This is a genomic window from Bacillus sp. FSL K6-2865, from assembly GCF_040311405.1.
In the GTDB taxonomy this organism is placed as follows: Bacteria; Bacillota; Bacilli; order Bacillales; family Bacillaceae; genus Bacillus; species Bacillus velezensis.
The window spans coordinates 622501-634004 of sequence record NZ_CP152036.1; the positions used below are offsets into that span (position 1 = coordinate 622501).

The 11504-nt window shown below is 45.0% G+C and carries 15 protein-coding genes (1 of these 15 running past the window's edge); 11 read left to right on the forward strand and 4 right to left on the reverse strand.

The window, feature by feature from the left end; translation table 11 throughout:
- The 5 genes in view from thiL to tsaD are tightly spaced (at most 15 nt apart) and all read left to right on the forward strand, a layout consistent with a single transcriptional unit that may run on beyond the window.
- Positions 1 to 100 carry the 3' end of a thiamine-phosphate kinase gene (gene thiL / locus NYE42_RS03110; protein ID WP_144665094.1) on the forward strand. 878 nt of this gene lie to the left of the window's left edge, so the window shows 100 of its 978 coding nt (coding positions 879–978); the start codon falls outside the window, past its left edge; its stop codon occupies positions 98 to 100.
- 15 nt (positions 101 to 115) lie between these two features.
- The gene (tsaE, locus tag NYE42_RS03115; RefSeq protein WP_007408853.1) at positions 116 to 592 is read left to right on the forward strand and encodes a tRNA (adenosine(37)-N6)-threonylcarbamoyltransferase complex ATPase subunit type 1 TsaE; all 477 of its coding nucleotides are present in this window, start codon (positions 116 to 118) and stop codon (positions 590 to 592) included.
- Positions 573 to 1262 (forward strand): tRNA (adenosine(37)-N6)-threonylcarbamoyltransferase complex dimerization subunit type 1 TsaB, encoded by a 690-nt coding sequence (gene tsaB / locus NYE42_RS03120; RefSeq protein ID WP_033574938.1) that lies wholly within the window; start codon positions 573 to 575, stop codon positions 1260 to 1262. Before tsaE ends, tsaB begins: the two co-directional genes overlap by 20 nt.
- A gap of 10 nt (positions 1263 to 1272) precedes the next feature.
- Positions 1273 to 1728, forward strand: coding sequence for a ribosomal protein S18-alanine N-acetyltransferase (gene rimI / locus NYE42_RS03125; protein ID WP_003155993.1), 456 nt, complete (start codon positions 1273 to 1275; stop codon positions 1726 to 1728).
- Positions 1721 to 2761, forward strand: a complete 1041-nt coding sequence (tsaD, locus tag NYE42_RS03130; RefSeq protein WP_020955419.1) for a tRNA (adenosine(37)-N6)-threonylcarbamoyltransferase complex transferase subunit TsaD — start codon at positions 1721 to 1723, stop codon at positions 2759 to 2761. Before rimI ends, tsaD begins: the two co-directional genes overlap by 8 nt.
- A 222-nt stretch (positions 2762 to 2983) precedes the next feature.
- On the opposite strand, the gene NYE42_RS03135 is transcribed toward tsaD, so the two are convergent.
- The gene (locus NYE42_RS03135; RefSeq protein WP_352426748.1) at positions 2984 to 4912 is read right to left on the reverse strand and encodes an ABC-F family ATP-binding cassette domain-containing protein; all 1929 of its coding nucleotides are present in this window, start codon (positions 4910 to 4912) and stop codon (positions 2984 to 2986) included.
- A 139-nt stretch (positions 4913 to 5051) separates the two neighbouring features.
- Between NYE42_RS03135 and moaC the strand changes: the two genes are divergently transcribed.
- The 4 genes from moaC to tatC are packed head-to-tail and all read left to right on the forward strand — an operon-like array spanning position 5052 to position 7165.
- Entirely contained in the window at positions 5052 to 5564 is a 513-nt protein-coding gene (gene moaC, locus NYE42_RS03140) for a cyclic pyranopterin monophosphate synthase MoaC (RefSeq protein ID WP_003155986.1), read from the forward strand.
- Positions 5561 to 6208: a redox-sensing transcriptional repressor Rex gene (locus NYE42_RS03145; RefSeq protein ID WP_003155984.1), complete on the forward strand. Its 648-nt coding sequence runs from the start codon at positions 5561 to 5563 to the stop codon at positions 6206 to 6208. The genes moaC and NYE42_RS03145 overlap by 4 nt, the downstream gene beginning before the upstream one ends.
- Before the next feature lie 18 nt (positions 6209 to 6226).
- Positions 6227 to 6397, forward strand: coding sequence for a twin-arginine translocase TatA/TatE family subunit (locus NYE42_RS03150; protein WP_003155981.1), 171 nt, complete (start codon positions 6227 to 6229; stop codon positions 6395 to 6397).
- Between the two features lie 6 nt (positions 6398 to 6403).
- On the forward strand, positions 6404 to 7165 hold the full coding sequence (gene tatC, locus NYE42_RS03155) for a twin-arginine translocase subunit TatC (RefSeq protein WP_095284668.1): 762 nt from the start codon (positions 6404 to 6406) through the stop codon (positions 7163 to 7165).
- A gap of 38 nt (positions 7166 to 7203) precedes the next feature.
- On the opposite strand, the gene NYE42_RS03160 is transcribed toward tatC, so the two are convergent.
- Positions 7204 to 7395 carry a YdiK family protein gene (locus NYE42_RS03160; protein WP_003155975.1) on the reverse strand — a complete coding sequence of 64 codons (192 nt, stop codon included), beginning with the start codon at positions 7393 to 7395 and terminating at the stop codon, positions 7204 to 7206.
- The gene (locus NYE42_RS03165; RefSeq protein WP_003155972.1) at positions 7392 to 8126 is read right to left on the reverse strand and encodes a type II CAAX endopeptidase family protein; all 735 of its coding nucleotides are present in this window, start codon (positions 8124 to 8126) and stop codon (positions 7392 to 7394) included. The genes NYE42_RS03160 and NYE42_RS03165 overlap by 4 nt, the downstream gene beginning before the upstream one ends.
- A 236-nt stretch (positions 8127 to 8362) precedes the next feature.
- Between NYE42_RS03165 and groES the strand changes: the two genes are divergently transcribed.
- Together groES and groL are read left to right on the forward strand one after the other, a co-directional pair.
- Complete coding sequence (groES, locus tag NYE42_RS03170) at positions 8363 to 8647, forward strand: co-chaperone GroES (RefSeq protein ID WP_003155970.1); 285 nt, start codon at positions 8363 to 8365, stop codon at positions 8645 to 8647.
- Positions 8648 to 8688: 41 nt separating this feature from the next.
- On the forward strand, positions 8689 to 10323 hold the full coding sequence (groL, locus tag NYE42_RS03175; RefSeq protein WP_003155941.1) for a chaperonin GroEL: 1635 nt from the start codon (positions 8689 to 8691) through the stop codon (positions 10321 to 10323).
- 217 nt (positions 10324 to 10540) lie between these two features.
- On the opposite strand, the gene NYE42_RS03180 is transcribed toward groL, so the two are convergent.
- Positions 10541 to 10888 (reverse strand): DUF4064 domain-containing protein, encoded by a 348-nt coding sequence (locus NYE42_RS03180; RefSeq protein ID WP_014417068.1) that lies wholly within the window; start codon positions 10886 to 10888, stop codon positions 10541 to 10543.
- Between the last annotated feature and the right edge of the window lie 616 nt (positions 10889 to 11504).

The following is an 11504-nucleotide window of genomic DNA, read 5'->3' on the forward strand; positions in this document are numbered from 1 at the left end:
AGGAGCGGTATCTGAACGGAAGGAAGCATGTGTTCTTTTGACAGCCAATGATCAGAGACAAATCGTCCTTGAGAAAAAAGGATACAATCATTTTAAATAAGACGGGTGACTCACTTTGAAGACATTACAATGGAGAACGAAAAACCCCGAAGAAACGAAAGCCGTAGCCAAGCTTGCCGCTTCTTTGGCAAAGCCGGGAGACATTTTGACACTGGAAGGCGACTTAGGTGCGGGAAAAACGACTTTTACAAAGGGTTTTGCCGAAGGACTGGGAATCACGAGAGTGGTAAACAGCCCGACTTTTACAATTATAAAAGAATACCATGACGGTTCGCTTCCTCTATATCATATGGATGTGTATCGTATGGAGGATGAAAGCGAAGACTTAGGGCTTGAAGAATATTTTGAGGGACAAGGCGTCTGTTTAATTGAATGGGCTCATTTAATTCAGGATCAGCTGCCTGCTGAACGGCTGCAGATCGTCATCACAAGAGCCGGTGATGAGGCAAGGGACATTACCTTTACGGCTTGCGGAACACGGTATGAAACGCTTTGTGAGGAGATAAATAAACATGACAATACTGGCAATTGATACGTCAAATTACACACTGGGTGCCGCGCTCGTTCGTGACAAAACGGTGATGGCGGAGTATATTACATATTTAAAAAAGAATCATTCCGTGCGGGCCATGCCTGCTGTCAATTCATTGCTGAAGGATTGCGGCCTAACACCGCAGGACCTTACGAAAATAGCGGTGGCGAAAGGACCGGGTTCGTACACAGGTGTCAGAATCGGTGTGACGCTGGCAAAAACATTGGCATGGTCGCTGAAGCTTCCGGTTTCCGCTGTCTCGAGTCTGGAGGTGCTGGCGGCTAACGGACGGCACTTTCAAGGACTGATCTGCCCGTTATTTGATGCCCGGCGCGGACAGGTATATACGGGGCTTTATGAATATCAGGACGGCCGATTACGATCCGTTATTCCTGATCAGAATGTCCTTTTGACTGATTGGCTCGGCATGCTGAAAGAAAAAGCGTCTCCGGTTTTATTTTTAGGGCACGATACAGCCATTCATGAAGAAACCATTCTTCATGAATTGACATCTCAAGCAGTGATTGGAACGGCTGCACAGCATAATCCGCGGCCGTCAGAGCTGGCGTTTTTAGGCTTGGAAAAAGAGGAAGCGGATGTCCACAGCCTTGTTCCGGATTATTTGCGTCTGGCAGAGGCTGAAGCGAAATGGATGGAATCTCAAAAATAGGGTGATAGGGATGAAAACGAAAACGGCGATTCGAAGCATGCGTCCGGAAGATATTGATCAAATTTATGAAATTGAAACAGCATCCTTTACTTCTCCGTGGACGAAGGATTCATTTTATCATGAGCTTTTGGAAAATCCGTATGCCCACTACCTTGTCATTGAAAAGGACGGCTGTCTGGCGGGGTATTGCGGAATCTGGATTATTATAGATGACGCGCAGATTACGAACATAGCCATTAAGCCGGAATATCGGGGCCAATCATTGGGAGAAGCGTTGTTTCGCTCTGCGATAGAATTGTGCAGAGAAAAAAAGGCAAGAAGGCTCTCTCTCGAAGTCAGGGTCTCAAATCATCCCGCCCAATCCTTATATAAAAAATTCGGTCTTCAGGCCGGAGGAATCAGAAAACAATACTATACAGATAACGGAGAAGATGCGTTATTAATGTGGGTGACATTACATGAGTGAAAAACAAGATATTTATGTATTAGGAATCGAAACAAGCTGTGATGAAACAGCGGCCTCAGTCGTAAAAAACGGGAATGAAATTATTTCAAACGTTGTCGCTTCTCAAATTGAAAGCCATAAACGTTTCGGCGGGGTCGTGCCTGAAATAGCGTCCAGACATCATGTGGAGCAGATTACCCTTGTAATTGAGGAAGCTCTTTCAAAAGCGGAGATGGGCTTTGATGATCTTGATGCGATTGCCGTAACGGAAGGACCCGGACTTGTCGGAGCCCTGTTAATCGGAGTCAATGCGGCAAAGGCGTTAAGCTTTGCCCATCAAATACCGCTAGTCGGCGTCCATCACATCGCGGGCCATATTTATGCAAACAGGCTGATAGGAGAGCTTCAATTCCCGGCGCTTGCTTTGGTTGTGTCAGGCGGACATACGGAATTGGTTTATATGAAAGAGCACGGTTCATTCGAGGTTATCGGTGAAACGCTGGATGATGCCGCAGGCGAAGCTTACGATAAAGTGGCAAGAACGATGGGGCTTCCTTATCCGGGAGGGCCGCAGATTGATAAGCTGGCTGCTGTGGGAACGGATTCCATTCCGCTTCCGCGTGCGTGGCTGGAAGAAGGGTCTTACAACTTCAGCTTCAGCGGCCTGAAGTCAGCCGTGATTAACACGCTTCATAACGCCTCGCAAAAAAATGAGGTGATTCCTCCGGAGGATCTTGCAGCAAGCTTTCAGCAGAGTGTCATTGATGTACTGACGGCAAAAACCTCTAAGGCCGCGAAAGAATATGGGGTTAAACAAGTGCTGCTGGCAGGGGGCGTAGCCGCTAACAAAGGGCTGAGAGCCGCACTGCAGCAGGAATTCAGCCATTCGGGAGATCCCGAGCTTGTCATCCCGCCGCTTTCTTTATGCACGGACAATGCAGCGATGATTGCGGCTGCCGGAACCGTTGCTTTTGAAAAGGGAATTCGGGGCTCATATGATATGAACGGACAGCCCGGTTTGGAATTAACATCCTTTGATCGTCTCACGTTGTAAAACGTGAGGCTTTTTTTACTTATTAACAGATAATTCTAACATATCCACAGGATTGTGAATATATCCAGAAATCCAGGCTGGATAAGGGGCTGTAAGTTGTTAGTAAAGTGGATAAAGTCAGAAAATTTTGTGGATAGTGTGTATAAAACGCTTACTTACATGGCTGACAAGGAGGATAGCTGTGGATAAAAAAGCACCCCTTAAAGAGGTGCTTGACGTTTTCTATTCTTCTGAGGAGAGTTCCTCCCATTCTGCTAATAAGTTTTCGAGCTCTTGATTCAGAGCTTCATTCTCCGCGTGAATAGTCTGTACCTTTTCATGATCCTGATACACGTCAGGATCGCACAGAAGCTCCTCATTGGCGCTGATTTTCTCTTCGGCGGATGAGACGGCTGTTTCAATTTCTTCAATGCGTCTCAGGCGCTGCCGTTCTTTCTTCTTCCATTCTTTTTCTTCCTCGTAAGTTCTTTTCGTATCCTGTTTGACCTTGCCGGCAGGCTGAGCCTGCTCTTTTTCCTGCCGCTTCATTTCTTCCAGTTCCAGCTGCTGGGCTTTTTTCTCGGTGTAATAGTCATAGTCTCCCAAATATTCTTCTGCATGATCAGGTGACAGCTCCAGCACCCTTGTGGCGATCCTGTTAATAAAGTAGCGGTCATGCGATACAAATAACAGTGTTCCCGGATAGTCGATCAGGGCGTTTTCCAGCACTTCTTTACTGTCCAGATCAAGGTGATTTGTCGGTTCATCAAGGATGAGAAAGTTTGCTTTTTGCAGCATCAGCTTGGCAAGCGCGACTCTTGCTTTCTCCCCGCCGCTTAACGAGCGGACCGGTTTCAGGACATCGTCTCCGCTGAACAGGAAGTTGCCGAGGCATGTTCTGATCTCTTTTTCCGGCATGTCCGGATATTCATCCCACAGCTCGTCCAGCACGCGTTTGGACGAGGTCAGTTCAGCCTGCTCCTGATCGTAATAGCCGATTGTGACATTGGAACCGTACGTGATCGACCCGGATTCCGGGCTGATCGTGTTCATAATGGTTTTCAGCAAGGTTGATTTGCCGATTCCGTTCGGTCCGACGAGGGCGGCGCTTTCGCCTCTTGTAATGCCGAAGGTCAGGTTTTTCAAGAGCGGCGGCTGGCCGTCATAGCTGATGGAAACATCCTGTACGCGCAGGACGTCGTTTCCGCTCTGTTTTGTAATGTCAAAACGGAAGGCGGCTGATTTTTCATCCCCGAGCGGCTTTGCCATGACGTCCATCCGTTCAAGCTGTTTTCGTCTGCTTTGAGCTCTTTTCGTTGTAGAAGCTCTGGCCAGATTGCGGTCGACAAAATCTTGAAGCTTGGCGATTTCGTCCTGCTGTTTTTCATACAGCTTCAGGTCTTTCTCATACTGCTCAGCTTTTTGTTCTAAATAGGCGCTGTAGTTGCCGAGATATTTTTTACTTTCTGTCCGTGAGACCTCATACACTTGACTGACGACTTTATCAAGAAAGTATCTGTCGTGGGAGACGATCAGAATGGCGCCTGAATATCCCTGTAAATAATGCTCAAGCCATGTAAGCGTATCGATGTCGAGATGGTTCGTCGGTTCATCCAGAATAAGCAGATCAGGCTGGGTCAGCAGCAGTTTTCCGAGCGCAAGCCTTGTTTTCTGGCCGCCGCTCAGGCTTTGCACTTTCACGGAATCGTCAAATTTTCCGAAGCCGAGTCCGTGAAGGATAGATCGGACGTCCGCTTCATATTGATAGCCGCCTTTATCCTTGAAATCCTGCTGAAGCCTGTCATAGGTTTTCATCAGCGTCTCAAGCTCCGCGGGGGCGGCCGTGGCCATCTTTTCTTCAATAGAGCGCATTTCTTTTTCCATTGCTTTCAGGAAATCAAAAACACTCAGCAGTTCTTCTTTTATGGTAAGCTGGGATTCCAAGCCTGTGTGCTGGGCAAGATATCCCATCGTTAATTCTTTCGGTTTGATTAATTCACCCTTTTCATATGAAAGGTGACCTGCGATAATTTTAAGGAGAGTTGATTTGCCGGCTCCGTTTCTGCCTACTATGGCGATGCGATCCCGAGATCTGACTTCAAGCTTTATATTGTTTAAAATAGGATCAGCGCCAAAAGATTTGGATAGCTGATTAATTTGTAAGATCATCATATTATTTCACCTCTGTTATAATAAGTTAAGTGTAGCTTATCAACCTGCTGTCAGCAAACAATACATCATAATTGGAACATTATAGGATAAGACATCAGGGAGAAAATAGTGTATGATCAGAAGTAAGGAGAGTTTAAATATGAATGGATTTTCTCATTTTAATGAAGAAGGCCGTGCCCGCATGGTGGATATAAGCGATAAATCTTCAACAGTCCGTACTGCCGCTGCGATATCCAGCGTACACATGAAGCATGACGTGTACAGTAGAATCAAAAACCGCGAGATCGGAAAAGGAGACGTGCTGGCTGTCGCACAGGTGGCAGGAATTATGGCCGCAAAGCAGACGTCAGCGATTATCCCGATGTGCCACCCGCTTTCTTTAAGCAGCGTCGACATTTCATTCGGCTGGGAGGAAAAGGATTCCGAAGCCGTTCTTCATATACAGGCAAGCGTAAAAACGAAAGGGAGTACAGGTGTGGAAATGGAAGCGCTAACTTCCGCTTCAGTCTGCGCTTTGACCGTTTATGACATGTGCAAGGCGCTGGATAAAGGAATGGTCATCGGCCCGACCTGCCTCATGGAAAAAACAGGAGGCAAAAACGGTGATTTTAAAAGAGATGCATCTGAGTATAAAGTGGAGGACCAATCATGAACAAGGATCAATCAAAAATTCCACAGGCGACGGCAAAACGGCTGCCGCTTTATTATCGCTTTTTAAAGAATTTACACGCGTCAGGAAAACAGCGCGTTTCATCAGCTGAACTGAGCGACGCGGTAAAAGTCGATTCGGCCACGATCCGCCGGGATTTTTCCTATTTCGGGGCGCTCGGCAAAAAAGGATACGGCTATAATGTGGATTACCTGCTGTCATTTTTTAGAAAAACACTGGATCAGGATGAAACGACGAACGTCATTTTGATCGGTGTCGGGAATTTAGGGACGGCGTTTCTTCACTATAATTTCACAAAAAATAATAACACAAAAATATCTATGGCTTTTGATGTGAATCAGAGTAAAATAGGAACTGAGGTAGGCGGTGTGCCTGTCTTTGATCTTAATGATTTAGAGCTTCACATTAAGGATGAACCCGTGGCGATTCTTACCGTTCCGGCGGTTGCCGCCCAGTCAATCACCGACCGGCTCGTGTCGCTCGGAATCAAGGGAATCCTTAACTTTACGCCGGCCCGTTTGAATGTGCCGGATCACATTCGAATTCATCATATAGATTTAGCTGTAGAGCTTCAATCATTGGTTTATTTCTTGAAGCATTATTCTGTTTTGGAAGAAATTGAATAGCGAAAGGAGGAGCTGCACATGATCGGTCCTGGAAGCCTGGCGGTTATCGGTGTGGTGGCGGTGATTATTTTCGGTCCGAAGAAGCTTCCCGAGTTAGGAAAAGCCGCGGGGGACACGCTTCGTGAATTTAAGAACGCTACTAAGGGATTAGCCGGTGAAGAAGAGGAAAAAAAGAAAGAAGAACAGTAAGATAGGATGACGCGTATGAGAGTGAATCAAATGACGCTTGTGGAGCATATTGCCGAACTTCGGAAACGATTGCTGATTGTGGCGTTATCCTTTACGGTTTTCTTTATTGCCGGCTTTTTTCTGGCAAAACCTATCATTGTGTATCTTCAAAAAGCCGATGAAGTAAAAGAGCTCACCCTTAATGCTTTTAACCTGACGGATCCGCTGTTTATCTTTTTGCAGTTCGCGTTTATCATCGGCATCATTTTGACTTCGCCGATTATTCTCTATCAGATTTGGGCGTTTGTCAGCCCGGGCCTGTATGAGAAGGAGCGCAAAGTAACACTCAGCTATATTCCGATTTCGATCGTGCTGTTTGTCGGCGGTGTGTCGTTTTCTTATTATATTTTATTTCCGCTGGTCGTTGATTTTATGAAGCGGGTCTCGAATGACCTCGATGTCAACCAGGTGATCGGGATCACCGAGTACTTTCATTTTCTGCTCCAGCTGACGATTCCGTTCGGGCTGCTGTTTCAGATGCCGGTGCTGATCATGTTTTTAACGAGACTCGGTGTTATCACGCCGATGTTTTTATCGAAGATCAGGAAGTACGCGTATTTTGTGCTGCTTGTGATCGCCGCGATGATTGCGCCGCCTGAGCTGCTGTCTCACTTGATGATTACCATTCCGCTTTGCATTTTATATGAGATCAGCATTCTTATCTCAAAAGCGGCGTATCGGAAAAGGCAGACCGGCAGCAGCGAATCCGATCAGGACGTATCAGCATAAAAAAAGCCATTTCTCAATGATGAGAAATGGCTTTTCTTTTATTTTTGATTTTTCTTCACTTTAAATGAGAAAGCGAACATTTTAAACGAGATGCTGATATTATAAGCGGCGAAAACCATCAGCAGTATGGAATAAAAAGACCACATGCTTCCCGGAGAGCTTGCGGCCAAATACGTAAAGATACAGCCGACTGCGAAATAAATCAAGCCCCAAGTCATTGGGTTCCTCATACAAACAATCCTCCAATAATTAATTGCATTTGCTCACTATGCTGTTCAATATATTTTTGGGCGGGGCCGAGCTGCATGACCACGACAATGGTATTCATCATGACATGGGCGAATATCGGCACAATAATCCGTTTCGTCTGCACATACAAGAACGCAAAGGTAAAGCCCATGGCCGTATACAGCAGCAGGTGCGTGAGGTCTTGGTGCACAATGCCGAAAATGACGGAACTGATCAGTCCGGCGATAAAGAAATTCGTTTTTTCATATAATACACCGAAAATGATCTTCCGGAAAATGATTTCTTCAAGAATCGGCCCGACGATAGAAGAAACGATAATCATGAGCGGCATGGCTTTAATAATGTTAAGAATGGCTTTCGTGTTTTCGGAACCGCTGCCCACATGAAAGACATACTGCTCAATCATCCCGGCGATTCCCTGAGAAAATAAAGCGAGCCATATTCCCGCGACCGCCCAGAGAACGGACATGCCGGCGGATGCTTTCTTCCCGTTTCTTAATGTCTGCTTCGGCGCGGTTCTCAAAATCAAGAGAACGATAATCAGGCAGATGAAAAAGCTTACGACGGAATAAATCCCCTGAGCCATGGTGAGATTCGCATTCGTAGGGTGCCCGCCCGCATAGCCGAATTTGTACATTAAAGGAATGCCGATCAATGCGGAAAGCTGCATGATAACATATGTCAAAATGATATACCAATACTGTTTTCTCAAATGATATGTACTCCTTTATCCTATAAAATCAACTTATTTGTTCTTATTGTAACACAAGTGAACTTGACGTGAAAAAAGGAGAAAATCAGTGTGAGAGAGAATCATGTAAGCGTGAAAATTTTTTATTCTTATGACTTGAAATTGGAAGTGAGATTCTTTATTATAATAACTGTGTTAGCACTCTTTAGAGCTGAGTGCTAAAATTACATATTCATACTATTGAGGAGGTTATTACATTGTTAAAGCCATTAGGTGATCGCGTTGTCATTGAACTCGTAGAATCTGAAGAAAAAACTGCCAGCGGAATCGTATTACCGGATTCTGCAAAAGAAAAGCCGCAAGAAGGCAAAATCGTGGCAGCCGGTTCAGGTCGCGTGTTGGAAAGCGGAGAGCGCGTTGCTTTAGAAGTAAAAGAGGGCGACCGCATTATCTTCTCAAAATACGCCGGTACTGAAGTGAAATACGAAGGTACTGAATACTTAATCTTACGTGAAAGCGACATTTTAGCTGTAATCGGCTAAGCAAATAAATATTTTTAAAAATTCGAGGAGGTTTCGTTAACATGGCAAAAGATATTAAGTTTAGTGAAGAAGCACGCCGCGCTATGCTTCGCGGTGTCGATGCGCTTGCTGACGCTGTAAAAGTAACTTTAGGGCCAAAAGGACGCAACGTGGTTCTGGAGAAAAAATTCGGTTCTCCGTTAATTACAAATGACGGTGTGACAATCGCAAAAGAAATTGAACTTGAAGATGCGTTTGAAAACATGGGTGCGAAGCTTGTAGCTGAAGTAGCCAGCAAAACAAACGACGTTGCCGGTGACGGTACGACGACTGCGACTGTACTTGCGCAGGCTATGATCCGCGAAGGCCTTAAAAACGTAACTGCGGGGGCTAACCCTGTCGGCGTGCGTAAAGGTATGGAACAAGCCGTGACTGTAGCAATCGAAAACTTAAAAGAAATTTCTAAGCCGATCGAAGGCAAAGAGTCTATCGCTCAGGTTGCTGCGATCTCTGCTGCTGATGAGGAAGTCGGAAGCCTTATCGCTGAAGCAATGGAGCGCGTAGGAAACGACGGCGTCATTACAATCGAAGAGTCTAAAGGATTCACGACTGAGCTTGAAGTTGTGGAAGGTATGCAATTCGACCGCGGATATGCGTCTCCTTACATGGTGACTGACTCTGATAAGATGGAAGCGGTTCTTGACAATCCTTACATCTTAATCACAGACAAAAAAATCACAAACATCCAAGAAATCCTTCCTGTGCTTGAGCAAGTTGTACAGCAAGGCAAACCATTGCTTCTGATCGCTGAAGATGTTGAAGGTGAAGCTCTTGCTACACTCGTTGTCAACAAACTTCGCGGCACATTCAACGCTGTTGCCGTTAAAGCTCCTGGCTTCGGTGACCGCCGTAAAGCAATGCTTGAAGACATCTCTGTTCTTACAGGCGGAGAAGTGATCACAGAAGACTTAGGCCTTGACCTGAAATCTACTGAAATCGGACAATTGGGACGCGCTTCTAAAGTTGTGGTAACGAAAGAAAACACAACAATCGTAGAAGGCGCCGGCGACACTGAAAAAATCGCTGCACGCGTCAACCAAATCCGCGCTCAAGTGGAAGAAACAACTTCTGAATTCGACAGAGAAAAATTACAAGAGCGTCTTGCGAAACTTGCCGGCGGCGTAGCTGTCATCAAAGTCGGCGCTGCGACTGAAACTGAGCTGAAAGAGCGTAAACTTCGCATCGAAGACGCCCTCAACTCAACTCGCGCAGCTGTTGAAGAAGGCATCGTATCCGGCGGTGGTACAGCGCTTGTCAACGTATACAACAAAGTCGCTGCAGTGGAAGCTGAAGGCGATGCGCAAACAGGTATCAACATTGTGCTTCGCGCGCTTGAAGAGCCGATCCGTCAAATCGCGCACAATGCAGGCCTTGAAGGATCTGTCATCGTTGAGCGCCTGAAAAACGAAAAAATCGGCGTAGGCTTCAACGCTGCAACCGGCGAATGGGTAAACATGATCGAAAAAGGTATCGTTGACCCGACAAAAGTGACACGTTCTGCTCTGCAAAACGCAGCTTCTGTAGCAGCAATGCTCTTAACAACTGAAGCGGTTGTCGCTGACAAACCGGAAGAAAACGCCGGCGGCGCAGGAATGCCTGACATGGGCGGCATGGGCGGTATGGGCGGCATGATGTAATTAAACGGCGAAAACCCTTGATATAACAAGGGTTTGACCGTTTTTCATCACCCCAATCAGCCGAAAAAATAGCAAAAAGATAACATTCATTGAGGATGCTTCCAAAAGTCTGCTGGGACTTTGTGTGAGGCATCCTCTTTCATAATTCAAATTTAATATATCGGGAACTTTTGTTTTTTATTGGCTAAAAAAGAAAGGCCCTGTTAAGGGCCTTTCTTTAAGCTGCTGTTGTTGTCGTTTTATCTTTTCTGACAAGTCCCATGATACCTGGAATAATAAGAAGAACAGCAGGCAGTAAATAGAACATTGATATACAAATTACTCCGCCAATTCCTGAGATAAGAAGCAATACTCCTCCGACTTTAGGTTTCTTCTTAACTACTACCGAAGCGACAATACCCAAAATTGATAAGACAACAGCTCCCCAGCCTAAACCAATGATTTCGCTTGTACCGCTTGAATTAAAAGAGGCATCAAGTCCACCAATAATCAATGCCATGATCGCTCCAATAAAACCAAAAATTCCACCCAATAATCCTAAAACAAATTCAGTTGTTCTTTTCATTATTAAACTCTCCCTTACTTAACTGGTACTGTAATTGATACAGCTTTATTTTTCATGAAGTCTATGTGACAACATATCCAAGGTTCAATTTAATTTCTTTTGTCTTTATCAACATCATTTTTTTCATCTGAACAGAGAATTCAAATACGCCTTTTTGTTTTATTCCGCCTTGGACTTCTCCATCAGTTAAGAACATGTTTGCAGCTAATTGCCAATAACGGCATTTCCTTGGTCAGGATAAAAGGTCAGGTTTTTGTCAGTTGTATTTTTGATGTATATTCCGACGTTTACCTTGTCTCTCATGATCTTTATATCGCCCAGCTTAACTCATGCCCAGTGCTTCAGCATATTGTTTGCTTGTAACGACTTTTTTAGAACAGTCATCTTAGTCTCTCAAGCTTTTTTATTTTTTGAATCACTATCCCTGTGAGACATCATTTGTCGAGCTACTACAAGCCACTAAAAACTAAGGGTAGTACTAAAGACATGAATAAAAAGAGTTGCTTTTTCACCTAAAACCCCCAGTTTATATAATATAATACCTATATATAATCGGCTATAATCAATTAAATTTCAAGGGGATATTACCACTTTTTCTAAAAAATTCTTAGCGGAA

Excerpts from the sequence above, each read along its gene's own strand:
- moaC (WP_003155986.1), top strand. The coding sequence starts at position 5,052 with ATGAATGGATTTTCTCATTTTAATGAAGAAGGCCGTGCCCGCATGGTG.
- tatC (WP_095284668.1), top strand. The coding sequence starts at position 6,404 with ATGACGCGTATGAGAGTGAATCAAATGACGCTTGTGGAGCATATTGCC.
- NYE42_RS03150 (WP_003155981.1), top strand. The coding sequence starts at position 6,227 with ATGATCGGTCCTGGAAGCCTGGCGGTTATCGGTGTGGTGGCGGTGATT.
- rimI (WP_003155993.1), top strand. The coding sequence starts at position 1,273 with ATGAAAACGAAAACGGCGATTCGAAGCATGCGTCCGGAAGATATTGAT.
- tsaD (WP_020955419.1), top strand. The coding sequence starts at position 1,721 with ATGAGTGAAAAACAAGATATTTATGTATTAGGAATCGAAACAAGCTGT.
- NYE42_RS03180 (WP_014417068.1), bottom strand. The coding sequence starts at position 10,888 with ATGAAAAGAACAACTGAATTTGTTTTAGGATTATTGGGTGGAATTTTT.
- groL (WP_003155941.1), top strand. The coding sequence starts at position 8,689 with ATGGCAAAAGATATTAAGTTTAGTGAAGAAGCACGCCGCGCTATGCTT.
- NYE42_RS03135 (WP_352426748.1), bottom strand. The coding sequence starts at position 4,912 with ATGATGATCTTACAAATTAATCAGCTATCCAAATCTTTTGGCGCTGAT.
- tsaB (WP_033574938.1), top strand. The coding sequence starts at position 573 with ATGACAATACTGGCAATTGATACGTCAAATTACACACTGGGTGCCGCG.
- NYE42_RS03145 (WP_003155984.1), top strand. The coding sequence starts at position 5,561 with ATGAACAAGGATCAATCAAAAATTCCACAGGCGACGGCAAAACGGCTG.
- NYE42_RS03160 (WP_003155975.1), bottom strand. The coding sequence starts at position 7,395 with ATGAGGAACCCAATGACTTGGGGCTTGATTTATTTCGCAGTCGGCTGT.